Origin of the sequence: Streptomyces sp. NPDC006552, assembly GCF_040611655.1 — a bacterium.
In the GTDB taxonomy this organism is placed as follows: Bacteria; Actinomycetota; Actinomycetes; order Streptomycetales; family Streptomycetaceae; genus Streptomyces.
On the sequence record NZ_JBEXOS010000002.1, the window covers coordinates 61640 to 87658 of the forward strand.

Below are 26019 nucleotides of genomic sequence, written 5' to 3' on the forward strand. Positions count from 1 at the left end.
GCCGTCCTTCGGGGGGCCGGGCCCGCGCCATGCCCGGAGGCGCCCGCCATGACGTACGACTTCGACACCCCTGTCGACCGGCACGGCACCTGGTGCGTGCAGTGGGACGGCGTCGCGGACCGCTTCCCCGTGCCGGACCTGCTGCCGTTCACCATCTCCGACATGGACTTCCCCTGTGCGCCCGAGGTGCTGAGCGCCCTCGGCGCCCGCCTCGCGCACGGCGTGTTCGGCTACACGGACTGGCAGACCGAGGACTTCCGCGGCGCGGTCCGCGACTGGTTCCGCACCCGGTACGCCACCGACGTCGACACCGGCCGGCTCGTCTACGCCCCCTCCGTCCTCAACCAGATATCGCAGTTGCTGCGGATGTGGACCGCGCCCGGCGACGGGGTCGTCCTGCACACGCCGACGTACGACGGCTTCCGCAAGGCGGTCTCCGGGCTCGGGCGCGACATGCGGACCGTGGGGCTCGACGACCGGGCGGGCCTGGAGCGGGAGCTGGCCCGCCCGGACAGCCGCGTCCTCATCCTCTGCTCGCCGCACAACCCGACCGGCCGCGTCTGGACCGACACCGAGCTGCGCCGCTTCGCCGACCTCGCGCGGACGTACGACGTGGCGGTGATCAGCGACGAGATCCACGCCGACCTCACCCACGACGGGCAGACCCACCTGCCGTGGACGCGGTACGCCGACGGGGTGCGCTGGGCGCTGGTCACCTCGGCAACGAAGTCCTTCAACTTCCCGGCGCTCAGCGGCAGTTACGGATTCGTGGGCGACCCGGACGACCACGCCGCGTTCGTCCGGCGGATGAACACCGGGGAGGGGCTCGCCTCCCCGGCCGTGCTCACGCTGACGGCCCACATCGCGGCCTACCGCGAGGGCGGCGCGTGGCTGGACGCCCTGCGCGCCTACACGTACGGCAATCTGCGGCTGCTCCAGGAGCGGCTCGGCGCGGCCTTCCCCGAGCTGAAGTGGGCGATCCCGGACGCCGGTTACCTGGCCTGGATCGACCTGCGGCCCCTCGGCGTGAGCGCCGACGACGAACTCCAGCGCGTCCTCGTCGAGCAGGAGAAGGTCGCCGTCATGCCAGGTGGCACGTACGGGGCGCCCGGCTTCGTGCGGCTCAACCTCGGCTGCCCGCGGAGCAAGGCCGAGGCGGGCATCGACGCGCTGGTGCGCGGGGTGCGCACCGTCACGGGGCGTGACTGATCACCCACGTGAAGGACAGACGCCCGGATGGCGCAGACTGGAAACCATGAGCCTTCACGAGAACCTGCTCGGGGGACCGCCCCCGACCCACCTGCCCGACGACCCGGAGCCGCGCGAGCTGCTCGCGGGCGGTACGCCGCCGGCGGAGGTGGCCGCCAAGTACCCGACCTCCTCGCTCGCCTGGGCACAGCTCGCCGACGAGGCGTTCGAGCGGGGCAGTGTCGTCGAGTCGTACGCCTACGCGCGCACCGGCTACCACCGCGGGCTCGACTCCCTGCGGCGCAGCGGCTGGAAGGGCCACGGGCCCGTGCCGTGGGAGCACGAGCCCAACCGCGGCTTCCTGCGCGCCCTGCACGCCCTCGCCCGCGCCGCCGGCTCCATCGGCGAGCGGGAGGAGCACGAGCGCTGCGCGCAGTTCCTCAAGGACTCCTCGCCGGCGGCGGCGCAGACCCTGGGCTGAGCGGTCACCGACGGTGGGGCCCGCCGGTGGTCAGGCGGGCCTTGCCGTGGTGGGGGACCATTGTGAAGGATGCGCGGTGGGGACCGGGGCCCCGTGCCGGTAACGGCAGGGCGGACCGCTACCCGGATACACATTCAGGAGACAGCGATGTCCCATGACGCGGAAGCGACACCGCATCTCGACTTCGCGGGCACCACGCCGTACGAGGACTACGTCCAGGCCGATGTCCTCACCCACCTCCAGCACCTGCGCTCGGACGACCCCGGCGAGATGGTCTTCCTGGTGACGACCCAGGTGATGGAGCTCTGGTTCACCGTCATCGTGCACGAGTGGCAGACCGCCACCGCGGCCCTCGCCGAGGACGACGTGCCGACCGCCGTCGCCGCGCTGAAGCGCTCGCTGCGCGAGCTGGAGGCGCTCAACGCCTCGTGGCGGCCGCTGTCGGGGCTCACCCCGGCCCAGTTCAACTCCTACCGGTCCTCGCTCGGCGAGGGCTCCGGCTTCCAGTCGGCGATGTACCGGCGGATGGAGTTCCTGCTCGGCGACAAGTCGGCGTCGATGCTGGTGCCGCACCGGGGCGCGCCCCGGGTCCACGCCGAGCTGGAGAAGGCGCTGCACGAGCCCAGCCTCTACGACGAGGTGCTGCGGCTACTCGCCCGGCGCGGGCACGCGGTGCCGCGCGCGGTCCTGGAGCGGGACGTGTCGCGGCGCTACGAGCCCTCGCCCGAGGTCGAGGCCGTCTGGACGCAGCTGTACGCGGGTGACGAGAGCGCCGAACTGGCGCGGCTCGGCGAGGTGCTGACCGACGTCGCCGAGCTGGTGTGGCGCTGGCGCAACGACCATCTGGTGGCCACGCGCCGTGCCATGGGGTCCAAGACCGGCACCGGCGGCTCCGCCGGGGTGGCGTGGCTGGAGAAGCGCGCGCAGAAGACCGTGTTCCCCGAGCTGTGGACGGCGAGGTCCCATGTCTGACCTTCGGGAGCGGGCGCGCGAGCTGGACGCCGCCGACCCGCTGGCCGCGGTGCGCGCCGACTTCGTGCTGGACGACCCTGGCGATGGGGTCTACCTGGACGGGAACTCGCTGGGCGCGCTGCCCGCGAACGTCCCCGGCCGCCTCGACGATGTCGTGCGCCGCGAATGGGGGCAGCTGCGCATCCGCTCCTGGAGCGAGTCCGGGTGGTGGACCGCCCCGGAGCGGATCGGGGACCGGATCGCGCCGCTGGTCGGCGCGGCGCCCGGCCAGATCGTGGTCGGCGACTCCACGAGCGTCAACGTGTTCAAGGCGCTGGTGGGCGCGGTGCGCCTGGCGGGGGAGGGGCGCGACGAGATCCTCGTGGACGCGGCCACCTTTCCCACGGACGGTTATATCGCCGCCTCCGCGGCCCGGCTGACGGGGTGCACGGTGCGGGCGGTGGCCCCGGGCGAGGTGCCGGGCGCCCTCACCTCGCGTACCGCCGCCGTGCTCCTGAACCACGTCGACTACCGCACCGGGCGGCTGCACGACCTGCCGTCGCTGACGGCGGCCGTCCGCGCGGCGGGTGCGGTGAGCGTCTGGGACCTGTGCCACAGCGCGGGCGCGCTGCCGGTCGGCCTGGACGCGCACGGGGTCGACCTCGCGGTCGGCTGCACGTACAAGTTCCTGAACGGCGGCCCGGGTTCACCCGCGTACCTGTACGTGCGCGGCGCGCACCAGGCGGCGTTCGACTCGCCGCTGCCGGGATGGAACTCGCACGCCGAGCCGTTCGGGATGCGCGCGGAGTACGAGGCCGCCGACGGCGCGGTGCGCGGGCGGGTGGGGACGCCGGACATCCTGTCGATGCTGGCTCTGGAGGCGGCCCTGGAGGTGTGGTCGCGCCCGGACGTCTCAATCGCGGCGGTGCGCGCCAAGTCCCTCGCCCTGACCGACTTCTTCCTGGAGTGCGTCGAGGCGTACGTCCCGGCAGGGCGGGTCGAGGCGGTGACCCCGGTGGCGCACGCCGAGCGGGGCAGCCAGGTGGCGCTGCGGTGCGCGGACGCCGGCGCGGTCATGGAGCGGCTCGTCGCGGCGGGTGTGGTCGGTGACTACCGGGCACCGGACGTGCTGCGGTTCGGCTTCACGCCGCTGTACCTGGGCTTCGCCGAGGTGGAGCGGGCGGCGCGGGTGCTGGCGGAGACAGCCGGCTGACGTAGACGCCGGCCTCGGCCGCCGCCACGGCGGCGGCCACCGCCCGGGCCGCGTCCGCCTCGGTGGGCGCGGTCCCCGTCGTCAGCAGGCGGTAGTAGAGCGGGGCGGAGACCGCGCGGACGACCTCCGCCGCGTCGGTCCCGGCCGGCACCTCGCCCCGGGCGGCGGCCTCCTCGACGCAGGGCGCCCACTCGGCGACCCGGACCTCGTAGAACCGGCGCAGCGCGTCGGCCGTGCGCGCGTCGCAGGCCGCCGCCGCGATCACGGCACGGAAGAGGGGCCCCTGGCGCGGGTCCGCGAGCGTGGTGCGCACCAGCCGCGCGTTCGCGGTGAGGTCGCCGCGGAGCGAACCGGTGGTGGTGCGCGGCAGCGACTCCTGGGCCATCTGTGCGAGCAGGTCGGCGACAAGGCCGGCCGGGGAGGACCAGCGCCGGTACACCGTGGTCTTGCCGACGTCCGCGCGGCGCGCGATGTCGGCCAGGTCGAGCCGGTCGAAGCCCTGCTCGGCCAGGACGTCACCGGCGGCGTCGAGCACCGCGGCGCGGACCCGGGCCGTGCGGCCACCGGGGCGGAGCGTGCCGGGTTCGGGATCGCTGCTCATGACCGCCAGGGTAACGGAACCGCGGGACCGTTTACCCGTGACTGCGCGGGTCGGCGCATGTCATGGGCCTGGTAGCGTCCGCTTACCCCGCCGGAGCGCTGCCGGTCCCCCGGTGGCCCGCGCAAACGCACTGCTACGTCGAGAGGTTGGAGCATGGCGGACGAAGCCACCGCGCGCGACGCGGCGGAGGAGGCCTCGGCCTTCTCCCACCCCGCCGTCCCGCCGGACGTCACCGCCGCGTACGGCGTTCACCCGGATCAGGTCGTCGACTTCTACGCGCCCCGCGACGAGGTGCGCGCCGCCCCGCTGGTCGTGGTCCTGCACGGCGGCGCGTGGCGGGCGCCGTACGACCGGCGGCACGTGAGCCCGTTCGCCGGCTTCCTCGCGCGGCGCGGCTTCGCCGTCGCCAACGTCGAGTACCGCCGCGGCAGCCCGCTGCCGCACCAGGGTGCCGACGGACCGGTGGCCGGACGCTGGCCGGAGACCTTCGACGACGTGGCGGCCGCGCTCGACGCCCTGCCCGCCCTCGTCGCGCGCCATCTGCCCGCCGCCGACCCGCGGCGCACCGTGATCACCGGCCACTCGGCCGGCGGCCACCTCGCGCTGTGGGCCGCCGCCCGGCACGTCCTGCCGGCGGACGCGCCCTGGTACACCCCCGCGCCGCCCGCCCTGCGCGGGGTCGTGGCGCTGGCCCCCCTCGCGGACCTGGCGCTCGCCCAGAAGCTCGGCGTGTGCGGCGGGGCGAGCGCCCAGCTCCTCGGCGGCGAGGGCGAGCTGTTCGAGGCGCGGCGTCCCTTCGCCGACCCGGCCGCCCTGCTGCCCACCGGCATCGCGACGACCCTGGTCCAGGGCCGCGCGGACACGACGGTGCCGCACGCGGTGGCCGAGGCGTACGCGGACGCGGCGGCCCGTGCGGGCGAGGTGGTGGGCGTCACGTACCTGGCGGGCGTCGGGCACTTCCCGCTGATCGACCCGGCGGCGGACGCCTGCGCCGTCGTCGCGGAGGAGATCGCACAACTGGCCTGGTGAGGAGCGGGGCGCCGGCCCGGGCGGCGCCGCGTAGTACTCACGGCGGAGGCGCGGGACCCGTCTGGCTGGGGACGACCGGGCCCCGCCCGGGACCGTACCGTCGGACCATGACCGAGACGACCACCACCTCCGGGGTGCCCCGCGACCGCAGCCCCGAGTTCAGCCTCGCGCGCTCGGCGCTGCACGGGCTGCGCGAGGACCTGTTCCGGGACGTGCCCGCCTACCGCCCGCTGCCCGAGGCGGCCGCGGACGGTCCCTGGACCCGGCTGTTCCCGGCGCGTACCCGCCGGTACCTGCGGTACTTCCCGCACGCCGTGGTGCTCTTCCTGGCCCTGATCACGTTCTTCGTGGCCGTGGCGAGCACCGGCATGTACACCGACGCGTTCGTGGCGACCGCGGCCGGCCTCTGCGCGGCGGTGCCGGTGGCGCTCACCCTGCTGCGGCCGGTCCTCGCCTGGTGGCTCTCGCTCGCGGCGGCCCCCGTCCTGGTCGTGTGGACGAGCGACGGCCTCTACCCGTGGTCGTCCGCCAGCATCGTGGGCCACACCGCCGTGATGATGGTGGTCGCCGCCCGCACCCGGCCCCGCACGGCGGCCTGGATGTGGGCCCTCAGCGCCGTGTACTCGGTCCTGGCCGGCGAGGTCATGGGCGGCCTGGACGCCGGCGTCACCGTGCCGATGCTGGTCCTCTCCGGGGTCGCCGTCGCGATCGTCACCCTGGTCCAGGTCAACCGCACCACCCAGCGCCAGGTCGTCCAGGAGCGCACGGTCACCGCCGTCGAGCGCGACAAGCGCACGCTCCTGGAGGAGCGCACGAACATCGCCCGCGAACTGCACGACGTCGTCGCCCACCACATGTCGGTCGTGGCGATCCAGGCGGAGGCCGCGCCCTACCGGGTGGAGAACCCGCCGCCCGAACTGGAGCAGGCCTTCGCCACGATCCGGGAGAACGCGGTGGCGGCCCTGACCGAACTGCGCCGCGTCCTCGGCGTCGTACGCGCGGAGGACTACGAGGCCCCCGAGGCGCCGCAGCCCACGCTCGCCGACCTCGACAAGCTCCTGGAGAACGTGGGGGACGCGGGCCTGACCGTCACCAAGGCCGTCACGGGCGCCGTCCGCGAGCTGCCGCAGGGCGTCGAGCTGTCGGCGTACCGGATTGTGCAGGAGGCGCTCAGCAACGTGCTGCGGCACGCGCCGGGCGCGGCGGCGGCGGTCGAGGTGTCGTACGTCCTCGGCGGTCTCGGCCTGCGCATCGTCAACGGCAGGCCGAACGCGCTCGCCAAGCCCTCGCCGGGCGCCGGGCACGGCATCACCGGCATGCGCGAACGCGTCTCGATGCTCAGCGGCGAGATGACGGCCGGCCGGACCGAGGACGGCGGCTACGAGATCACGGTCTTCGTGCCGGTCGCCGCGCACGTGCCCGAGCGGCGCGAGCCGGACGACGCGAGCAGTGAGCGCACCGGCGGAGCGGACGCATGATCAAGGTACTGATCGCCGACGACCAGATGATGGTGCGCGAGGGGTTCTCGGTCCTGCTCGGCGCGATGCCGGACATCGAGGTCGTCGGGGAGGCGGTCAACGGGATCGAGGCGGTCGCCAGGGTCCGCGAACTGCGCCCCGACGTCGTCCTCATGGACATCCGCATGCCCGAGCTGAACGGCATCGAGGCGACCCGCGAGATCGTCGCGGCCGACGCGGGCGCCCGGGTCCTCGTGCTGACCACCTTCGACCTCGACGAGTACGTGTACCAGGCGCTGCGCGCGGGCGCCTCGGGCTTCCTCCTCAAGGACGCCTCGGCCCGCCAGCTGGCCGACGGCGTACGGGTGGTGGCGAGCGGCGAGGCACTGCTCGCGCCGTCGGTCACCCGCCGCCTGATCACCGAGTTCGCCAAGCTGTCGGAGATCCCGAAGCTGCCCGCCGTGCAGAACCCGCAGGCGTACGGCGAGCTGACCGACCGCGAGACGGAGGTGCTCGTCCTCATCGCCCAGGGCCTGTCGAACGCGGAGATCGCCGAGCGGCTCGTCGTCGCCGAGTCGACGATCAAGACCCACGTCAGCCGCGTCCTGGTCAAACTGGGGCTGCGCGACCGCACGCAGGCCGCCGTCTTCGCCTACGAAGCGCGTCTGGTCACCCCCGGGTGAGCGGGCTAGCGTCGGCGCATGAGTGCCGACGCGGTCCCGTCCGCCTTCGACCCGTGGTCCCCGGCCTTCGTCGCCGACCCGTACCCCGCGTACGCGGCGCTGCGCGCGGCCGGACGGGTCCACTGGTTCGAGCCCACGCGCCAGTACCTGGTCCCGCACCACGCGGACGTCTCGGCGCTGCTGCGCGACCGCCGCCTCGGCCGCACCTATCAACACCGGTACGCGCACGAGGAGTTCGGCCGCTGCGCACCGCCGCCCGAGCACGAGCCGTTCCACACCCTCAACGACCACGGCATGCTCGACCTCGAACCGCCGGACCACACCCGCATCCGCCGGCTCGTCGCCAAGGCGTTCACCCCGCGCACGGTCGAACGGCTCACCCCGTACGTGGAGCGGCTCGCCGGGGACCTGGTGGCGGCGCTGGTCGCGGACGGCGGCGGCGACCTGCTCACGGCCGTCGCCGAACCCCTGCCCGTCGCCGTCATCGCGGAGATGCTCGGCATCCCGTCGGCGGACCGCCCGCTGCTGCGCCCCTGGTCGGCGGCGATCTGCGGCATGTACGAGCTGAACCCGGCGCCGGACACGGCCCGCGCGGCGGTCCGCGCCTCCGTCGAGTTCACCGCCTACCTGCGGGAGTTGATCGCCGAGCGGCGCCGCCGCCCCGCCGCCGACCTGATCTCCGGGCTGATCGCCGCGCACGACGAGGACGGCGACCGGCTCACCGAACAGGAGATGATCTCGACCTGCGTGCTGCTCCTGAACGCCGGGCACGAGGCCACCGTCAACGCCACCGTGAACGGCTGGTGGGCCCTGTTCCGCCACCCGGACCAACTGGCGGCCCTGCGCGCGGACCACACCCTGGTCCCGCGCGCCGTCGAGGAGCTGCTGCGCCACGACACCCCGCTCCAGCTCTTCGAACGCTGGGTCCTGGACGACATCGAGCTGGCCGGCGTCACCCTCCCGCGCGGCTCCGAAGTGGCCCTCCTCTTCGGCTCGGCCAACCACGACCCGGCGGTCTTCACCGACCCGGCAGGGCTCGACCTGAGCCGCGCCGACAATCCGCACATCTCCTTCAGCGCGGGCATCCACTACTGCATCGGCGCGTCCCTGGCCCGCATCGAACTGGCCGCCTCCCTGCGGGCGTTGCTCAACCAGGCGCCGACCCTGCGCGTCGCCGCCGAGCCCTCCCGCAAGCCCGGCTTCGTGATCAGGGGCCTGGCGGAGCTGCCCGTCGCGCTCTGAACAGCCGGTGCAGCAGGGCGCCGGCCAGCGCCCCCGCGCCGACGCCGCCGACCACGCACAGGGGCAGCTCGACGACGAACACCCGCCAGTCGGGCCCCTGCTCGAACCGGTGCACCCGGCCCCGCGCGCGCCCGGCCCACACCGCGAGCCCGGCCCCGAGTCCGGCGAGCGCGACCAGGCAGCCGGCCGCCGCCTGCGTCCGTTGTCCCATGGTCCGTGGACGCCTGCCGCCCCCGCCGGGGTTCCGCGCTCAGGCGGTCAGGTCCCGGCGGCGCAGCCCCATGAGCCCCGCGGCCACCAGCGCGGCCGCGAGCAGCGTCAGCACCAGCACCGGGCCCCACGCCATCGCCGCGCCCGGCAGCTTCGGCAGGTGGCCGTACGGGGAGAGGTCGAGGACGGCCTGGGGGACCTTGAGGGCCGGGCCGATCCAGCCGAGCAGCAGCGCCGCGCCCGCCACGCCCCACGCGGCCGGCGCGAGGCGGGGCGCGCACCCGTACAGCAGGACCGCGAGGCCGCCGACCACCCAGACCGCCGGGAGCTGGACGAGGCACGCCCCGAGGACGGCGACGCCGTCCTCGCCGTACCCGAGCGCCATGCCCGCTCCGCCGAGCAGCAGGATCAGCGCGGCGCCCGCGAAGGCGGTCACCAGGTGGCCCGCGGCCCAGCCGAGCCGCCCCACCGCGCCCGCCAGGACCGGCTCCGCCCGCTGCGAGGTCTCCTCGCCGTGCAGCCGCAGCACGGACTGGACGACGTACAGCGCGGCGACCATCCCGAGCATCCCGGCCACCGTGGCGAGGAAGGCGTCGGTGATGCCGGAGCGGCCGCCCATCCGCTCGATGATGTCGATGGTGTCCTGGTTGTCGCCGACGAGGTCGGCCGCGCCCTGGGTCATCCCGCCGAAGACGGCGCCCGCGGCGAGGAAGGCGGCCGACCAGCCGGCCACACTGCCGCGCTGCAACCGCCAGGCCAGGGCGCCCGCGGAGCGCAGCCGCCCGTGCGCGGGCCCGGGGCGGCTCGGCAGGAAGCTCATGCCGACGTCGCGCCGCCCGGCCAGCGCGTACGCCACCGCGCCCTGCGCGGCCACCGCCCCGGCGAACAGCAGCAGCACCCACCACCGCTCACCGGCGAACGCCCGGACGTGCTCGGCCCAGCCGACCGGCGAGAGCCAGGTCAGCGGGGAGGAACCGCCGCCGGTCCCCGCGTCACCGGCCGCCCGCAGGACGAACGCCGCGCCGAGCAGCGCCGCCGTCCCGCCCCGCGCGAGCCGCGCGCCCTGCGTGAACTGCGCGACGATCGCCGCCATCGAGGCGAAGACCATCCCGGCGCCGCCGACGGCGAGGCCGAACGCGAGCGCCCCGGCGGCTCCCTGGGCCGCGAGGCCGGCCGTGAGCAGCAGCACGAGCACGCCGTCGGCCACCGCGGCCGCGAGCAGCGCGGCGGTCAGCGGGGCCCGGCGCCCGACCACCGCGGAGGAGACCAGCTCCTGGCGGCCGCTCTCCTCCTCGTCCCGGGTGTGCCGGACGACGATGAGCAGGCTCATCACGGCGGTGAGCACCGCGGCGATCGTGCCGATGCGCCAGGCCGTCAGCGCGCCCAGGGAGTCGGCGAAGACCGGCCCGTACATGGCGCGCATCGAGCCGTTGGTGTTCATGGTGCGCAGCACGTCGGCGCGTTCGGCGGCCGTGCCGTAGACGCTCTGGAGCGAGTTCGGCATGGAGAGCACCATGACCGCGATCAGGGCGACCCAGACGGGGATCAGCACGCGGTCCCGGCGCAGCGCGAGCCGCAACAGGGCGCCGGTGCCCGCGAGATGACGTCCGCCGCCGGTGCGCGGGCCGGCGCCGGCCCGGGCGGGAGCGAGGGCGGTCACCGGGACACCGCCTCGTCCAGCGGGGCCCGGCCCTGCCGCGCGCCGGGCGCCTCCTCCTGGTAGTGCCGCAGGAACAGCTCCTCCAGGGTCGGCGGCGTGCTGGTCAGCGTGCGCACGCCCGCCGCGGTCAGCGCCTTCAGCACCGCGTCGAGTCCGGCGGTGTCGACCTGCAACCTGACCCGGTCGCCCTGGACGTCGAGGTCGTGCACGCCGGGCAGAGCGGCCAACCCCCGTGCGGGGGAGGCGAGGTCGGCGGTGACGCTGGTGCGCGTCAGGTGCCGCAGCTGGGCGAGGGTGCCGCTCTCCACGGTCCGGCCCCGGCGGATGATGCTGACGCGGTCGCACAGCTCCTCGACCTCGCTGAGGATGTGCGAGGAGAGCAGCACCGTCTGGCCGCGCTCACGCGCCGCCTCCTGGACGCAGGCCTGGAAGACCTCCTCCATCAGCGGGTCGAGCCCGGAGGTCGGCTCGTCCAGGATGAGCAGGTCGACGCCGGACGCGGCGAAGGCGGCGACGAGCGCGACCTTCTGCCGGTTGCCCTTGGAGTACGTACGGCCCTTCTTGGCCGGGTCGAGCTCGAAGCGTTCGAGCAGCTCCGCCCGGCGCCGCGCGTCGAGGCCGCCGCGCAGCCGCCCGTACAGGTCGATGACCTCGCCGCCGCTGAGGTTGCGCCACAGCGTGACGTCGCCGGGGACGTAAGCGACCTTGCGGTGCAGCTCGACGGCGTCGGCCCAGGGGTCGCGGCCGAGCAGCTGGGCGGCGCCGGAATCGGCGCGCAGCAGGCCGAGCAGGACCCGGATGGTGGTGGACTTCCCCGAACCGTTCGGCCCGAGGAAGCCGTGCACCTCGCCGGCCGCGACCTCCAGGTCGAGGCCGTCGAGGGCCCGCGTCCCGCCGAACGACTTGTGCAGTCCGGAGACCGTGATTGCCTTCGTCATGTTTTTGAACGTACGCGGATTTCACAAACTTGTGAAGTTAAGGAAGCGTATAAACTCCCGGGCATGGCAACGGCCGGGGCAGACGCAGGGGAGATGATCGGGACATGAGCCAGGACGCCGGGCCCGCGCAGGAGACCGCCGACGCGGCCGCCGCCTCCCGCTTCGTCGAGCGGTTCGCGGGCCGGCTGGTCGAGTCGGGGCTGCCGCGGATGCCCGCGCGGGTCTTCGCGGCGCTGCTCTCCTCCGAGGACGGCGCGCTGACCGCGGCGCAGCTGGGGGAGCGGCTGCGGGTCAGCCCGGCCGCGGTCTCCGGCGCGGTGCGCTACCTGACGCAGGTGCACATGGTCACGCGCGAGCGGGAGCCCGGGACGCGGCGCGACCTGTTCCGGGTACACGCCAACCAGTGGTACGAGACGCTGGCCAGCCGGGACAGCGTCCTCAAGGGCTGGATCGACGCGCTGGCCGACGGCGTCGACAGCTTCGGCGCCGCGTCCGGTCCTGGCCGCCGCCTCGGCGAGACGCTGGCATTCTTCGAGTTCGTCCAGAGCGAGCTGGGCGGCCTGATGGAGCGCTGGCGGGCGCACCGCAAGACGCTCGGCCTGGACTAGGGCCGGGTGCGTTGCGGGGGTGGGCGGGGGCGGGCTCCGCGCGGACGGGTGGCTCCGGGGGCGCGGCCCCCAGCTCCGGGCGAGCCCCTTGCTCAGCTTGCCCTGTGCTGGACGGCCCGCGCCGCACGGCGCTCGGTCCGGGCCGGCGGCGCGGCGCGCTCAGGGCAGGGCCAGACCCCACGCGGACACCTGGACCGTCCAGGTCCGTCGGCGGACCGGGCCGCCGACGGACAGATCGTCCGCGCGGTAGCGGAAGTCCGGTCCGGAGACGCTGACCGTGCGGGCCGCCACGCGCAGCGGCGGCGCCCCCGCCGTGCGCCGCACCTCGACCCGCGCCAGGCCCGTACCCGTGGCCGGGCCCACCGAGACGCCCTCCACCGGCTCGTCGAGGTCGGCCAGCGTCACCCCGTCCGCCTCCACCCGCAGCCGGGCCGGCGCCCCGGACGGGGGCGCCGCCGGACGCCCGGGGCGGGCGCCGAGGGTGCGGACCAGTGAACGGCACGTACGCAGCCAGGGCGCCGCGCCGTCCGCCCCGGCGACCGGCGCGACGACCGGCGGGATCCGCAGCTCCCCGAGCACCACCCCGTCGCTGTCGTCGACCAGCAGATCGAGCCGGCGCTCCGTCCCGTCCAGCGCGGCGCGCGCCGCCGCCACCGTCTGCGCGGGAATTCCGAGCGCGTGCGCGAGGGAGACGGCGCCGCCCACCGGGACCATCGAGAGCACCGCCCCGGACAGCTCCCGCTCCCGGTGCAGCAGGGTCACCGCCCGCAGCAGCGCCCGGTCGTCGCCGATCACCACGGGCCGCCTCGCACCCCGTCTGGCCAGCGCTTTCGCGAATTCCTCCGGTCCCTCGGGCAGGCACACCCGGACGGCGGCGCCCGCGCACAGCACGTCCTTGGCGATCCGCACGGACTCCCCGTCCGTACGCCGGGCGAGGGGGTCCACGAGCACCAGAACCTGCCGTGACAGCCCCTCGTCCGTCCGGTCAATGGGATGGTCCAAAGCCGCCACCTCGGCCGTGCCTCGCTTCCTCGGGTAGCATCTTTGTGCAAGAGCCCCTTGCGCTATTGCGCCAGGGGCTTCGTCTATTCCGGGGCACCCCAAGGCTTCCGCACTCATCAGTGGCTGCGACCCCTGACCTTGGACATGCCCCGCCCGGAAGGGGTGTACGCCTGTGCCCGCACTTGTGCTGCTCGGTGCTCAGTGGGGTGACGAAGGCAAGGGAAAGGCCACCGACCTGCTCGGTGGATCCGTGGACTATGTAGTGCGCTACCAAGGCGGCAACAACGCCGGCCACACGGTCGTCGTCGGCGACCAGAAGTACGCGCTGCACCTCCTCCCTTCCGGAATCCTCTCGCCGGAGTGCACACCGGTCATCGGAAACGGTGTCGTCGTCGACCCGTCGGTCCTGCTCTCCGAGCTGAGCGGTCTGAACGAGCGCGGCGTCGACACGTCCAAGCTCCTGCTCAGCGGCAACGCGCACATCATCACGCCGTACAACGTGACCGTCGACAAGGTGACGGAACGGTTCCTCGGCAAGCGCAAGATCGGTACCACCGGGCGCGGCATCGGCCCGACCTACGCGGACAAGATCAACCGCGTCGGCATCCGCGTCCAGGACCTCTACGACGAGTCGATCCTCACCCAGAAGGTCGAAGCGGCCCTGGAGGGCAAGAACCAGCTGCTCACCAAGGTCTTCAACCGCCGCGCCATCGAGACCCAGCAGGTCGTCGAGGAGCTGCTCGGCTACGCGGAGCAGATCAAGGGCTACGTCGCCGACACCACCCTGATCCTCAACAAGGCGCTCGACGACGACAAGGTCGTGCTCTTCGAGGGCGGCCAGGGCACGCTGCTCGACATCGACCACGGCACGTACCCCTTCGTCACCTCGTCCAACCCGACCGCGGGCGGCGCCTGCACGGGCGCCGGCGTCGGACCGACGAAGATCAGCCGCGTCATCGGCATCCTGAAGGCCTACACGACGCGCGTCGGCGCGGGCCCGTTCCCGACCGAGCTGTTCGACGAGGACGGCGAGGCGCTGCGCCGCATCGGCGGCGAGCGCGGTGTGACCACCGGCCGGGACCGCCGCTGCGGCTGGTTCGACGCGGTGATCGCCCGCTACGCGACCCGCGTGAACGGCCTCACCGACTTCTTCCTCACCAAGCTCGACGTCCTCACCGGCTGGGAGCAGATCCCGGTCTGCGTCGCCTACGAGATCGACGGCAAGCGCGTCGAGGAGCTGCCGTACTCGCAGTCCGACTTCCACCACGCGAAGCCGGTCTACGAGATGCTGCCGGGCTGGTCCGAGGACATCACCAAGGCGAAGACCTTCGCGGACCTGCCGAAGAACGCGCAGGACTACGTCAAGGCGCTGGAGGAGATGTCCGGCGCCCCGATCTCGGCGATCGGCGTCGGTCCCGGCCGCGACGAGACCATCGAGATCAATTCCTTCCTGTAGGCCACCGGCCCGCGCGCGGCTTCGGCCGCCCGCCTCCACCGCGCCCCGGTCCGCTTCGGCGGGCCGGGGCGCGGCGCGTGCGGCGCTCAGTCCGACTTGTCGTACGTCAGGACCTGCTCCTTGCCGGCCGAGTCGGTCATGGTGCGGCGCAGCTGCCCCGAGGAGAGGAAGGTGATCGTGCTCGGCTCGCCCGGAGTGCAGGCGGACGCCGGCTGGGCGACCACCGGGTCGGTGCCGCCGATACGCAGCGTGGAGTCCGTCGCCGAGGTCAGCTTGCCCTGGAACACGCAGTGGTAGGAGTCGCCGTTGTTCTGCGTGCCGTCGGCCGTCATGGAGAGCACCGTGTCGCCGGTGGCGCCCTGCTGGAGGACGATGCGCCGGGGGTGGTGGCCCCGCGCGTTGTCGATCCCGCTCGTCCAGGTGCCCAGGAACTTAGTGGGGATCTCGCCCGCCGCGGTCTGCGGGGAGCTCTCCGGCTGCGTGGAGGGCGCCGGCGTGGGCGTCGCCGCGTCCGGGCCGGGCTGGACGGGGGCCGTGGCCGACGGTGACGGGGAAAGCGTGCCGTCCTGGGCGGCCGTGCCCGTCGAACCGTCGTCCTTCATCAGCGCGTAGACCGAGCCGCCCGCGCCGAGCGCCACTATCACCGCGACCACGATCAGCGCCGCCGAGGAGCGGCTCCCGCGCCGCGGCGGCGGCTGCGGCGCGACCAGCGGCACCGTCCCCGGCCCGTACGGCGGGGTGTGGCTCCAGCCGCCCTGCGGATAGCCGTAGCCGGGCGGCGGCGGCGCGTGGTGCGGGTAGCCGTACCCGGCCGGATCGGGTGCGGGCCGCGCGGGCGGCAGCGCGGGCCGCGCGACCGGGCCCGGGGCCGGCGGTGCCTGCGCCTCCTGGCCGACGACCATCGTGGGCAGGTGGTTGAGCCGGGCGGCGCCCGGCGTCCCCGGCGGGGGTGGCACCGAGCCGGAGTCCGCCGCCGCGGCGGCCGCGGGCGCGGCCGACGGCGCGGGCGGCAGCGCCGGGGCGGGGACCGGCGCGGGCGCCGGCGCCGGGTCCTCGACGTCCAGCAGCTGCACCGCGTGCCGGCCCAGCTGGGCGACGAGCGCGCCGGGCAGCCACGGGTCGCGGGTGCGGCCGCCGTCGCCCAGGGTGTCCTCGGCGCCGGTGCGCTCCAGGATCTCGGCCGGCGTGGGCCGCTGCGCGGGGTCCTTGCGCAGGCAGTCCCGGACCAAGTCCCGCAGCCCCTCCGGGAGGGCCGCCAGGTCCGGCTCCTCCTGGGCGATGCGGAACATCAGGGCGTGCACCCCGCTGTTGGACGTGCCGAAGGGCAGGGCGCCCGTCGCCGCGTACGCCAGCACCGAGCCCAGGCAGAACACGTCGCACGCCGGGGTGATCCGGTCGCCGCGCACCTGCTCGGGCGCCATGAAGCCGGGCGAGCCGACCAGCGCGCCGGTGCGGGTCAGACCGCCGTCGGTGACGGTCTCCAGGGCGCGGGCGATGCCGAAGTCGATGACGCGCGGGCCGTCGATGGTGACCAGCACGTTCGACGGCTTCAGGTCGCGGTGGATCAGACCCGCCGCGTGGATGTCCTTCAGCGCGTGCGCGAGCCCCGCCGCGAGGATGCGCACGGAGCGCTCCGGCAACGCGCCGTAGTCGTGCGAGACGACCTGCTGGAGGGCCGGGCCCGCGACGTACCCCGTCGCCACCCAGGGGATCTCCGCGTCCGTGTCCGCGTCGAGCACGGGCGCCGTCCAGGCGCCGCCGACCCGCCGCGCGGCCTGCACCTCCTGCTTGAACCGGCTCCGGAACTCCTCCTGCTCGGCCAGCTCCTGGCGGACCACCTTCACCGCGACGGTGCGGCCCCGCTCGGAACGCGCCAGGTACACCTCACCCATACCGCCCGCGCCGAGCCGCCCCAGCAACCGGTACGCGCCGATGCTTCCCTCGGACCTCTCCATGTCGCGCCACCCTCCCCCGTAAGTGCCCAACAGACTGAGAGTAGTGCGGACTTACGACAGAGAGGACATGACTGGCTTCTTCGGTTCTGTAACGGGTGCGCGGGCACCGGTGCGGGCGGCCGCGGCGGGGCGGGGCCCGGGGCGACAGGGTGTCGTGTTCGGCGCCGTCCCACAGACAGGACGCCGATAGTGCCGCGGGAGCCGTCGCCTTTACCCTCGGGCCCATGACCCCTCAGCCGAATCCCCAGGTCGGCGCCGCCGTGAAGGCCGCGGACCGCGCACATGTGTTCCACTCCTGGTCCGCACAGGAGCTCATCGATCCGCTCGCCGTCGCCGGTGCCGAAGGCTCGTACTTCTGGGACTACGACGGCAACCGCTACCTCGATTTTTCCTCCGGGCTCGTCTACACGAACATCGGGTACCAGCACCCGAAGGTCGTCGCCGCGATCCAGGAGCAGGCCGCGACCATGACGACGTTCGCGCCCGCCTTCGCCGTCGAGGCGCGCTCCGAGGCCGCACGCCTCATCGCCGCGCGCACCCCCGGCGACCTCGACAAGATCTTCTTCACCAACGGCGGCGCCGACGCCGTCGAGCACGCCCTGCGGATGGCCCGCCTGCACACGGGCCGCCCGAAGGTGCTCTCCGCCTACCGCTCCTACCACGGCGGCACCCAGCAGGCCGTGAACGTCACGGGCGACCCGCGCCGCTGGGCCAACGACACCGGCACCGCCGGCGTCGTCCGCTTCTGGGCGCCCTTCCTGTACCGCTCGCGCTTCTACGCGCAGACGGAGGAGCAGGAGTGCGAGCGCGCCCTGGAGCACCTGGAAGCCACCATCCAGTTCGAGGGCCCCGCGACGATCGCCGCGATCATCCTGGAGACGGTCCCGGGCACGGCCGGCATCATGCTGCCGCCCGCGGGCTACCTGGCCGGGGTCCGCGAGCTGTGCGACCGCTACGGCATCGTCTTCGTCCTCGACGAGGTCATGGCGGGCTTCGGCCGCACCGGCAGCTGGTTCGCCGCCGACCTGTACGGCGTCACGCCCGACCTGCTGACCTTCGCCAAGGGCGTGAACTCGGGGTACGTGCCGCTGGGCGGCGTGGCGATCTCCGGCGCGATCGCCGAGACCTTCGCCAAGCGCCCCTACCCCGGCGGCCTCACCTACTCCGGGCACCCGCTGGCCTGCGCCGCCGCCGTCGCCACCCTCACCGTGATGGAGGAGGAGGGCATCGTCGCGCACGCCGCGAAACTGGGCTCGGAGGTGATCGAGCCCGCGCTGCGGGAGCTGGCCGAGCGGCACCCGTCGGTGGGCGAGGTGCGCGGCGTCGGCATGTTCTGGGCGCTCGACCTCGTCCGGGACCGTCGGACGCGGGAGCCGCTGGTGCCCTACAACGCGGCCGGGGAGGCGAACGCGCCGATGGCCGCGTTCGCCGCCGCCGCGAAGAAGCAGGGTCTGTGGCCCTTCGTGAACATGAACCGCACCCACGTGGTGCCGCCGCTCAACATCACGGAGGCCGAGGCCAAGGAGGGCCTGGCCGCCCTGGACACCGCGCTGGGCGTGGCGGACGAGCACGTGGCGTAGCGCGGGGCCGGGGCGGCGTGCGCCGGACACCCGCGCACGCCGTCCCGGCGTCAGCTGAAGATGATCATCGAGCCCTGGGCCAGGCTGCGGGTCGCGGCCTGGTGCAGCCCCAGCCAGACGTGCCGCTCCCGCGCGAAGGGGCCCTCGCCGGGGGGCACGGGCGCGGCCGGTTCCTCCAGGGCGGTCGGCGCGGATGGCGGCGCCGGCGGCCGGGGCGGGTTCGCCGGGTCTATCCCGATGGCGGGCGCCACGTACTCCAGTTCGCGCAGCAGCGCGTGGGAGGAGCCCAACGGGCCGCCGTCCTCCAGGAGTTCGTCATTGGACAGCGGCGCGGGGAAGTCCACGGGGACGTACGCGCCCGCGTGGTCGTAGTGCCACACCAGGTGCGAGCTCTGCGCCGTCGGCTCGAACATCTCCAGCAACTGCTCGTAGTCCCCGCCCAGTTCGTCCACCGGCGTGACGGCGAGGCCGCACATCTGCAACAGGTAGGCCCGGCGCAGGAAGTGCAGCGCGTCGTAGTCGAACCCCGCGACCGGGGCCACGTCCCCGGAGAGCCCCGGCATGTACGCGTAGACCGGTACCGGGGGCAGGCCGGCCGCGTGCAACGCCTTGTCGTAGAGCGCGAGTTCCTCGGCGAAGGGGTTGTCGGGGCTGTGGCACAGCACGTCGACGAGGGGGACGAGCCACAGGTCACAGGCCAAGGGGGCTCCTCAGGTCTCCGGTTGCGCGGCGGGCTTACGGCGTACGCCAGCGTAATGCGCGAGGGCGCCGCGCAGCCCGCTCTTGCCGGCCTTGGCCGCGGTCCCGCCCCGGCCCTGCCTCAGCCCTGCGCCATGCCCGCCAGGCGCTCGATCAGGCGCAGCGAGTCGTTGTTGTACGCGGCGACGATCGCGTGCGCTTCGCGGGCGTCCTGGCGGGCCAGGGCGTCCACGAGGTCGCAATGGCCCGACCAGAGGCTGCCCCGCAGGTCGCCGCAGCGGCGCAGATAGGGCACCGCGCACATCCAGGACTGGACCCGCAGCCGGTGGAAGAAGTCGGAGAGGTAGGCGTTGCCGAAGAGGACGGAGAGTTCGCGCCAGAACCGCAGGTCGTAGCCGATCAGGACGGTCAGGTCACCGGCCGCGGCGGCGCGGGCCGCCTCCTCGCCGCGGCGGCGCACTCCGGCGAGGGCCACCGGCAGCCGGGGGTCGGACCCCTCGGACAGGCCCCGGAAGATGCCGTCGGCGACGAGGCTGCGGGCCTCGACCATGGCGCGGTAGTCCGCCAGGGAGTACTCGTGGACGCGGAAGCCGCGGTGCTCGGCGGAGTCGAGCAGCCCCTTCGCGGTGAGGTCGACCAGCGCCTCGCGCACCGGCGTCGCCGACACCCCGTACCCCTCGGCGATCTCCTTGACGGTGAACTCCTGGCCGGGGCAGAGCCGGCCGGCCAGGATCTCGTCGCGCAGCGCGTCCGCGATCTGCCGGCGCAGGGTGTTGCGGGTGACGGCGGGTCCGTCGAAGGCGGGCACGATCGGGTCCCCCGGGTCGGCTGGCGAGCTGGTCCTGCCCGCACCCTATGCCTCCGGCGGCCAGGCGGGATCTAACGCCCCTGCGCTCCGGTGCCCCGCCCCGGGCCGATCCCACCCCTCCCCGCGGCCCGGCGGGGTGCGGGCCCGGGCGGGTGGACGGCACCCCCCGGGCCCATCCCGTCCCCGCAGGCGGGGCGCGGTCGGGTGGGGTCTGGCGGCGCTGCGCTTCGGGGCCACCGCCCCGGGTCGATCCCGTCCCCACGGGCCGGGCGCGGCCCGGCGGGACCTGGTGGTCCTGCGCTTCGGGGCCACAGCCCCGGGTCTATTTCCCTCCCCGTAGGCCGGGCGCGGCCCGGCAAGATCTGGCGGTGCTGCGCTCCGGGGGCCACCACCCCGGATCGATCCCGCCCCTGGAGGCGGGGCGCGGTCCGGCGGGATCTGGCGGTCCCGCGTTCCGGGGCGGCCCCCCGGGTCGATCCCGCCCCCGTATGCCGGCCCGGCGGGTGTGCAGGCCCGGGCGGGGGGCGCTGCCCCCATTGGTCCCGCCCCTCGGTAGGCGCTGCCTCCATAGGCCCCGCCCTATTGGTCCCGCCCCCCGTAGACGCTGCCCCCATAGGCCCCGCCCCCCTTGGTCCCGCTCCCCCCGGAGGGTCTAGCGGGGCTCCGGGGGCCGCTGGCGTGGCATGTTCGGGCGGGCGTTCGGTGGGAGTGGGAAGCGGCCCGGGGGTGGCTCCGGGGGGCGGGCCGGGGAGGGGATCGTGGCCTGCATGGTCAGGGGCGCGGGGCCGGAGCGGAACGCGAGCATCCAGTCCGCCGTCTCGGCCCGCACCAGCTCCGTCACGTCCTCCGAGAAGCGGCGCAGCACCGACAGGCACCGCTCGGCGGCCTCGCTCGCCGTGCCCTCCGTCGGCCCGAGGACCTCACGCACGCACTCCGAGGCCCAGTCGAACTGCAGGGCCAGGAGCCGCCGCTGCACCGCCTGCGCGGTGGCCACGTCCCTCATCCAGCCGGACGTCAGGCCGAAGTGACGGTCGCAGCCGGCGCAGGCCACCGCGAGGAGCAGCGCGACGTACCCCCAGGGAGCCGAGCCGCCCAGCACCCCGCTCAGGTCGAGCAGCGGCAGCACGGCCCCGGTGAGCGCCCCGGCCACCGTCCCGGCGCGCAGCGCCCGCGCACCGTGCCGCTTCCACCGCCGCCCGGCGAGGTACCAGCCCGCGGTCCGCAACGCCCCGTCCTCGACCCACCGGTACAGCTCGTCGAGCCGCTCGGCGGGCTCGGCCCAGTCGCCGAGCGGGAACGCGCGGGCCGTGAGATCGCCCGGAGAGCCCCGGCCCTCGCCCTGCCCCTCCTGGGGCGGTCCTTCGGGCTGCATCTCCGGCTGACTCACCCGGCACTCCCTCGATCTGGTCACGGACGGTTACGGACGGTTACGGATGGGGCTGAATGTGCAGCATCTTCCTACCGCCCAATGGGTGGCCGAGGCCCCGCTTTCGCGGGTTTTCCGCCCTGACGTGGGCCCTCATCAGGTATAGGAAAGCGGCGCATCTCACTCGAAAGAGTGCAGAGCGAGGTGCCGGGGCGCGCGCCTCCCGGACCACGTAGGCTCGTTTCATGGGCGCGGCCCCGCGGATGCCTCCGCCGGCCCGCCCGCCGAACGACGTAACGCGACACATGCGGAACAGGAGCTGATCGTGATCCCCGGTGGTGGCCAGCCCAACATGCAGCAGCTGCTCCAGCAGGCCCAGAAGATGCAGCAGGACCTCGCGGTGGCCCAGGAGGAGCTGGCGCAGACGCAGGTCGAGGGCCAGGCGGGCGGTGGCCTGGTCCGGGCCACGGTGACCGGCTCCGGCGAGCTGCGCGGCCTGGTCATCGACCCGAAGGCGGTCGACCCGGAGGACACCGAGACCCTCGCCGACCTGGTGGTCGCGGCGGTCCAGGCGGCCAACGAGAACGCGCAGACGCTCCAGCAGCAGAAGCTCGGCCCGCTCGCCCAGGGCCTGGGCGGCGGCAGCGGCATCCCGGGCCTCCCCTTCTAGGCCCGGCGCCGACTACCGTACGTACCAGGCACCGCAGCAGCACTTACGGAAGGCGTTCGACCCGTGTACGAAGGCGTGGTCCAGGACCTCATCGACGAGTTGGGCAGGCTGCCCGGCGTCGGTCCCAAGAGCGCGCAGCGGATCGCCTTCCACATCCTGCAGGCGGAGCCCACCGACGTACGGCGGCTCGCGCAGGCGCTGATGGAGGTCAAGGCGAAGGTCCGCTTCTGCGCGACGTGCGGGAACGTCGCGCAGGAGGAGCTGTGCGGCATCTGCCGCGACCCGCGCCGCGACCCCAGCGTCATCTGTGTCGTCGAGGAACCCAAGGACGTCGTCGCCATCGAGCGCACGCGTGAGTTCCGCGGCAAGTACCACGTGCTCGGCGGCGCCATCAGCCCGATCGAGGGCGTGGGCCCGGACGACCTGCGTATACGAGAACTTCTCGCACGGTTGGCCGACGGGACGGTCACGGAGCTCATCCTGGCCACGGACCCGAACCTGGAGGGCGAGGCCACGGCGACGTACCTCGCCCGCATGATCAAGCCCATGGGCCTGAAGGTCACCCGCCTGGCCAGCGGCCTCCCCGTCGGGGGCGACCTGGAGTACGCGGACGAGGTGACCCTCGGCCGGGCCTTCGAGGGGAGACGACTCCTAGATGTCTGACGCCACGCTGCACGCCACCGCTCCGGACCCGGACGACTTCGCGGTCCAGATCTCGGACCAGATCGAATCCTTCATCGTCGCGGTCACCGAGATCGCCAAGGGCGACGAGCCCGACTCGGCGATCCCCTTCCTGCTCCTGGAGGTCTCCCAGCTGATGCTCGCGGGCGGCCGGCTCGGCGCGCACGAGGACATCGTCCCGGACGAGCGCTACGAGCCGGACCTCGGCCCGGAGCTGGACGTGGACGAGATGCGCGAGCGGCTGGCGCGGATGCTCGCGCCCGTCGACGTGTACTCCGAGGTCTTCGACCCCTACGAGCCGCGCAAGCCCCGGGTCGCGGCCCGGATCTCCGACGACCTGACCGATGTCGTCGCCGACCTGCGCCACGGCATGGCCCACTACCGCGCGGGCCGCGTCAGCGAGGCGCTGTGGTGGTGGCAGTTCTCGTACTTCTCGAACTGGGGCTCCACCGCCTCCGCGACCCTGCGCGCCCTGCAGTCCCTGGTGGCGCACGTCCGGCTCGACCAGCCCCTCGACGACCTCGACGGCCTGGACACGGACGAGGACCTCGCCCGCACCGAGGACACCCTCGCGGAGGAGGCGGGCCAGGTCATGCTGGAGGAGATCGGCGGCCCGCTGGGGCTGCGCCCGGTCACGTGACCTGTCCCACTTTCCGGTTGTCCCCGGTGGCGCCGGGCATGAGCTTGTCCGGGTGGCCGCAGAAGCCGCAACCGAAACCTCGTTGATCACACCGTGAGCGGGACATCTCACGATGCGGTACGGCGGGGGTGGATCTCGGCCGCTCGTTAAACTGAGCCGACCGCAGTACGCATACGTACATGTGGTGACAGACGGACTGAGCGAGGAGCGCACGTGGGCCTTGTCGTGCAGAAGTACGGAGGCTCCTCCGTAGCCGATGCCGAGGGCATCAAGCGGGTCGCCAAGCGCGTGGTGGACGCCAAGAAGAACGGCAACCAGGTGGTTGTCGTGGTGTCCGCGATGGGTGACACGACGGATGAGTTGATCGATCTCGCCGAGCAGGTATCCCCGATCCCTGCCGGGCGCGAATTCGACATGCTGCTGACCGCCGGGGAGCGGATCTCCATGGCCCTGCTGGCCATGGCGATCAAAAGCCTGGGCCACGAGGCCCAGTCGTTCACGGGCAGCCAGGCCGGCGTCATCACCGACTCGGTCCACAACAAAGCCCGGATCATCGACGTCACCCCGGGGCGCATCCGGACCTCCATCGAAGAGGGCAACATCGCCATCGTCGCGGGGTTCCAGGGCGTCAGCCAGGAGGGCAAGAACATCACGACGCTGGGCCGCGGCGGGTCGGACACGACCGCCGTCGCCCTGGCCGCGGCGCTCGACGCGGAGGTCTGTGAGATCTACACGGACGTCGACGGTGTCTTCACCGCCGACCCGCGCGTCGTGAAGAAGGCGCGGAAGATCGACTGGATCTCCTTCGAGGACATGCTGGAGCTGGCCAGCTCCGGGTCGAAGGTGCTGCTCCACCGCTGTGTGGAGTACGCCCGCCGGTACAACATCCCGATCCACGTGCGCTCCAGCTTCAGCGGGCTGCAGGGCACCTGGGTCAGCAACGAGCCGATCGAGAAGAAGAAGCAGCAAGGGGACAAGGCCGTGGAGCAGGCGATCATCTCCGGTGTCGCGCACGACACCTCCGAGGCCAAGGTCACCGTGGTGGGCGTGCCGGACAAGCCGGGCGAGGCCGCGAAGATCTTCCGTGCCGTCGCGGACGCCGCGATCAACCTCGACATGATCGTCCAGAACGTGTCGGCGGCGTCGACCGGTCTGACCGACATCTCCTTCACGCTGCCCAAGACCGAGGGCCGCAAGGCCATCGACGCGCTGGAGAAGCAGCGGGCCAACGTCGGCTTCGACTCGCTGCGCTACGACGACCAGATCGCCAAGATCTCGCTGGTCGGCGCCGGTATGAAGACCAACCCGGGCGTCACGGCCGGGTTCTTCGAGGCCCTCACCGACGCGGGCGTCAACATCGAGCTGATCTCCACCTCCGAGATCCGCATCTCCGTGGTGACGCGGGCCGACGACGTGAACGAGGCGGTGCGCGCCGTGCACTCCGCCTTCGGACTCGACTCGGACTCCGACGAGGCCGTGGTCTACGGAGGCACCGGCCGCTGATGGCCCCGAACTCCACCGGGCGTCCGACGCTCGCGGTCGTGGGAGCGACCGGGAGCGTCGGCGCGGTGCTGTTGCAGATCCTGTCGCAGCACGCCGACATCTGGGGCGAGATCCGGCTCGCCGCCTCGCCGCGCTCGGCCGGGCGCAAGCTCACCCTGCGCGGCGCCGAGGTCGAGGTCGTGGCCCTGGAGGAGTCCCTCTTCGACGGCGTCGACGTCGTCATGTTCGACGTGCCCGACGAGGTCGCCGCCGAGTGGGCGCCGGTCGCCGCCGCCAAGGGGGCCGTCGTCGTGGACAACTCGGCGGCCTTCCGGACGGACCCGCAGGTGCCGCTGGTCGTCCCCGAGCTCAATCCGCACGCCGCGCGCGTGCGCCCGCGCGGGATCATCTCCAGCCCCAACTGCACGACCCTGTCGATGATCGTGGCCGTGGGCGCGCTGCACGCCGAGTTCGGCCTGAGCGAGCTGGTCGTCTCCAGCTATCAGGCGGTCAGCGGCGCGGGCCGGGCCGGAGTCGAGACCCTGCGCGCCCAGCTCTCCCTGGTCGCCGGTACCGAGCTGGGGACCAGCCCGGGCGATGTGCGCCGGGCCGTCGGCGAGCGGACCGGGCCCTTCCCCGAGCCCGTCGCGCTGAACGTCGTGCCGTGGGCCGGCTCGCTGCGCGAGGACGGCTGGTCGTCCGAGGAGATGAAGGTGCGGGACGAGACCCGCAAGATCCTCGGCCTGCCCCACCTCCCGGTGGCCGTCACCTGTGTGCGGGTACCGGTCGTCACGACGCACTCCGCCACCGTGCACGCCCGCTTCCAGAGCGAGGTCACCGTGGACAAGGCGCGCGAGATCCTCGCGACCGCGCCCGGGGTCGTCCTCTTCGACAACCCGGCCGCCGGAGAGTTCCCCACGCCCGCCGACGTGGTCGGCACCGACCCGACCTGGGTCGGCCGGGTGCGGCGCTCGCTCGACGACCCGGCGGGGCTCGAACTCTTCGTCTGCGGCGACAATCTCCGCAAAGGCGCCGCCCTGAACACTGCGCAGATCGCGGAGTTGGTCGCCGCCGAACTCACCGGCTCCTGACACCTGTAAGTGATCTACGCCTCTCCGGACGTCCGTCTGCCGGGCAACCCCTTCCCATATTCGGATTGACTCGTAGGATCTGTGAGAGTTCTGTGGAGGGCAGTGGTCCACACCACTGCCCGCACCGCTGGAACCAGACCTTGATCGCCCGAAGTTTCGCTCCCCGTCCTGCAACCGCACGCAGGGCGGGGAGCGTCTCTGCGGTCGTCTTGTGGGGGGTGAGCGGTCGTCATCAGGCAGTGGCCGGACGCAGAGGGCAATTGGGGCTTAGGGGAAGAGCAGGTACGCATGTCGGCATTTGACGGGTCGTCATCGGTGGGGATGACGA

25 protein-coding genes are annotated in these 26019 nt (G+C 73.6%); 16 read left to right on the plus strand and 9 right to left on the minus strand.

All coding sequences use genetic code 11. The features are described 5' to 3' along the window. Positions 1 to 48: 48 nt before the first annotated feature. From ABZY33_RS01535 to kynU, 4 genes are all read left to right on the plus strand, one after another. Positions 49 to 1209 carry an aminotransferase class I/II-fold pyridoxal phosphate-dependent enzyme gene (locus ABZY33_RS01535; protein ID WP_356489401.1) on the plus strand — a complete coding sequence of 387 codons (1161 nt, stop codon included), beginning with the start codon at positions 49 to 51 and terminating at the stop codon, positions 1207 to 1209. Positions 1210 to 1255: 46 nt separating this feature from the next. After that, entirely contained in the window at positions 1256 to 1669 is a 414-nt protein-coding gene (locus ABZY33_RS01540) for a DUF3151 domain-containing protein (RefSeq protein WP_356489402.1), read from the plus strand. 147 nt (positions 1670 to 1816) lie between these two features. Then, positions 1817 to 2641 (plus strand): tryptophan 2,3-dioxygenase family protein, encoded by an 825-nt coding sequence (locus tag ABZY33_RS01545; RefSeq protein WP_356489403.1) that lies wholly within the window; start codon positions 1817 to 1819, stop codon positions 2639 to 2641. Then, entirely contained in the window at positions 2634 to 3833 is a 1200-nt protein-coding gene (gene kynU, locus ABZY33_RS01550; protein WP_356489404.1) for a kynureninase, read from the plus strand. The genes ABZY33_RS01545 and kynU overlap by 8 nt, the downstream gene beginning before the upstream one ends. On the opposite strand, the gene ABZY33_RS01555 is transcribed toward kynU, so the two are convergent. After that, positions 3763 to 4434, minus strand: a complete 672-nt coding sequence (locus tag ABZY33_RS01555) for a TetR/AcrR family transcriptional regulator (protein WP_356489405.1) — start codon at positions 4432 to 4434, stop codon at positions 3763 to 3765. The two genes, kynU and ABZY33_RS01555, sit on opposite strands and share 71 nt — an antisense overlap. A 153-nt stretch (positions 4435 to 4587) precedes the next feature. Between ABZY33_RS01555 and ABZY33_RS01560 the strand changes: the two genes are divergently transcribed. From ABZY33_RS01560 to ABZY33_RS01575, 4 genes are all read left to right on the plus strand, one after another. Further along, complete coding sequence (locus tag ABZY33_RS01560) at positions 4588 to 5463, plus strand: alpha/beta hydrolase (RefSeq protein ID WP_356489406.1); 876 nt, start codon at positions 4588 to 4590, stop codon at positions 5461 to 5463. Between the two features lie 107 nt (positions 5464 to 5570). Beyond that, complete coding sequence (locus ABZY33_RS01565) at positions 5571 to 6941, plus strand: histidine kinase (RefSeq protein ID WP_356489407.1); 1371 nt, start codon at positions 5571 to 5573, stop codon at positions 6939 to 6941. Beyond that, on the plus strand, positions 6938 to 7603 hold the full coding sequence (locus ABZY33_RS01570) for a response regulator transcription factor (RefSeq protein WP_356489408.1): 666 nt from the start codon (positions 6938 to 6940) through the stop codon (positions 7601 to 7603). The genes ABZY33_RS01565 and ABZY33_RS01570 overlap by 4 nt, the downstream gene beginning before the upstream one ends. 18 nt (positions 7604 to 7621) lie before the next feature. Next, positions 7622 to 8845: a cytochrome P450 gene (locus ABZY33_RS01575; RefSeq protein ID WP_356489409.1), complete on the plus strand. Its 1224-nt coding sequence runs from the start codon at positions 7622 to 7624 to the stop codon at positions 8843 to 8845. Here the strand turns inward: ABZY33_RS01575 and ABZY33_RS01580 are convergent. From ABZY33_RS01580 to ABZY33_RS01590, 3 genes are read right to left on the minus strand one after another with little or no spacing between them, the layout of a single operon-like run. Beyond that, positions 8811 to 9056: a hypothetical protein gene (locus ABZY33_RS01580; protein ID WP_356489410.1), complete on the minus strand. Its 246-nt coding sequence runs from the start codon at positions 9054 to 9056 to the stop codon at positions 8811 to 8813. The genes ABZY33_RS01575 and ABZY33_RS01580 overlap by 35 nt on opposite strands. Before the next feature lie 39 nt (positions 9057 to 9095). Then, on the minus strand, positions 9096 to 10715 hold the full coding sequence (locus ABZY33_RS01585) for an ABC transporter permease (protein WP_356489411.1): 1620 nt from the start codon (positions 10713 to 10715) through the stop codon (positions 9096 to 9098). Beyond that, positions 10712 to 11653 carry an ABC transporter ATP-binding protein gene (locus ABZY33_RS01590; RefSeq protein WP_356489412.1) on the minus strand — a complete coding sequence of 314 codons (942 nt, stop codon included), beginning with the start codon at positions 11651 to 11653 and terminating at the stop codon, positions 10712 to 10714. The genes ABZY33_RS01585 and ABZY33_RS01590 overlap by 4 nt, the downstream gene beginning before the upstream one ends. A 104-nt stretch (positions 11654 to 11757) precedes the next feature. Between ABZY33_RS01590 and ABZY33_RS01595 the strand changes: the two genes are divergently transcribed. Continuing rightward, on the plus strand, positions 11758 to 12261 hold the full coding sequence (locus ABZY33_RS01595; RefSeq protein WP_356489413.1) for a MarR family transcriptional regulator: 504 nt from the start codon (positions 11758 to 11760) through the stop codon (positions 12259 to 12261). Between the two features lie 159 nt (positions 12262 to 12420). Here ABZY33_RS01595 and ABZY33_RS01600 read toward each other — a convergent pair whose 3' ends face one another. Continuing rightward, positions 12421 to 13263, minus strand: a complete 843-nt coding sequence (locus ABZY33_RS01600; RefSeq protein ID WP_356489414.1) for a diacylglycerol kinase — start codon at positions 13261 to 13263, stop codon at positions 12421 to 12423. Positions 13264 to 13435: 172 nt separating this feature from the next. Between ABZY33_RS01600 and ABZY33_RS01605 the strand changes: the two genes are divergently transcribed. Beyond that, the gene (locus ABZY33_RS01605) at positions 13436 to 14719 is read left to right on the plus strand and encodes an adenylosuccinate synthase (RefSeq protein ID WP_356489415.1); all 1284 of its coding nucleotides are present in this window, start codon (positions 13436 to 13438) and stop codon (positions 14717 to 14719) included. Between the two features lie 86 nt (positions 14720 to 14805). On the opposite strand, the gene ABZY33_RS01610 is transcribed toward ABZY33_RS01605, so the two are convergent. Continuing rightward, positions 14806 to 16674: a protein kinase gene (locus tag ABZY33_RS01610; RefSeq protein WP_356489416.1), complete on the minus strand. Its 1869-nt coding sequence runs from the start codon at positions 16672 to 16674 to the stop codon at positions 14806 to 14808. 224 nt (positions 16675 to 16898) lie between these two features. On the opposite strand from ABZY33_RS01610, the gene ABZY33_RS01615 reads away from it, so the two are divergent. Further along, positions 16899 to 18254: an aspartate aminotransferase family protein gene (locus tag ABZY33_RS01615; RefSeq protein ID WP_356489417.1), complete on the plus strand. Its 1356-nt coding sequence runs from the start codon at positions 16899 to 16901 to the stop codon at positions 18252 to 18254. 50 nt (positions 18255 to 18304) lie between these two features. Here ABZY33_RS01615 and ABZY33_RS01620 read toward each other — a convergent pair whose 3' ends face one another. The 3 genes from ABZY33_RS01620 to ABZY33_RS01630 form a co-directional block, all read right to left on the minus strand. Continuing rightward, positions 18305 to 18955 (minus strand): hypothetical protein, encoded by a 651-nt coding sequence (locus ABZY33_RS01620; RefSeq protein ID WP_356489418.1) that lies wholly within the window; start codon positions 18953 to 18955, stop codon positions 18305 to 18307. A 119-nt stretch (positions 18956 to 19074) separates the two neighbouring features. Continuing rightward, positions 19075 to 19764, minus strand: a complete 690-nt coding sequence (locus ABZY33_RS01625; RefSeq protein WP_356489568.1) for a GntR family transcriptional regulator — start codon at positions 19762 to 19764, stop codon at positions 19075 to 19077. Positions 19765 to 20413: 649 nt separating this feature from the next. Beyond that, positions 20414 to 21148, minus strand: coding sequence for an SLATT domain-containing protein (locus tag ABZY33_RS01630; protein WP_356489419.1), 735 nt, complete (start codon positions 21146 to 21148; stop codon positions 20414 to 20416). Between the two features lie 304 nt (positions 21149 to 21452). On the opposite strand from ABZY33_RS01630, the gene ABZY33_RS01635 reads away from it, so the two are divergent. The 5 genes from ABZY33_RS01635 to ABZY33_RS01655 all read left to right on the plus strand — a co-directional run bounded on the left by ABZY33_RS01635 (position 21453) and on the right by ABZY33_RS01655 (position 25691). Further along, positions 21453 to 21797 carry a YbaB/EbfC family nucleoid-associated protein gene (locus tag ABZY33_RS01635; RefSeq protein ID WP_356489420.1) on the plus strand — a complete coding sequence of 115 codons (345 nt, stop codon included), beginning with the start codon at positions 21453 to 21455 and terminating at the stop codon, positions 21795 to 21797. Positions 21798 to 21860: 63 nt separating this feature from the next. Continuing rightward, on the plus strand, positions 21861 to 22460 hold the full coding sequence (gene recR, locus ABZY33_RS01640) for a recombination mediator RecR (RefSeq protein WP_356489421.1): 600 nt from the start codon (positions 21861 to 21863) through the stop codon (positions 22458 to 22460). Beyond that, positions 22453 to 23118, plus strand: coding sequence for a DUF5063 domain-containing protein (locus tag ABZY33_RS01645; RefSeq protein ID WP_356489422.1), 666 nt, complete (start codon positions 22453 to 22455; stop codon positions 23116 to 23118). Before recR ends, ABZY33_RS01645 begins: the two co-directional genes overlap by 8 nt. 213 nt (positions 23119 to 23331) lie before the next feature. Continuing rightward, entirely contained in the window at positions 23332 to 24621 is a 1290-nt protein-coding gene (locus tag ABZY33_RS01650) for an aspartate kinase (protein WP_356489423.1), read from the plus strand. Further along, positions 24621 to 25691, plus strand: coding sequence for an aspartate-semialdehyde dehydrogenase (locus ABZY33_RS01655; RefSeq protein ID WP_356489424.1), 1071 nt, complete (start codon positions 24621 to 24623; stop codon positions 25689 to 25691). Before ABZY33_RS01650 ends, ABZY33_RS01655 begins: the two co-directional genes overlap by 1 nt. Positions 25692 to 26019: the final 328 nt, after the last annotated feature.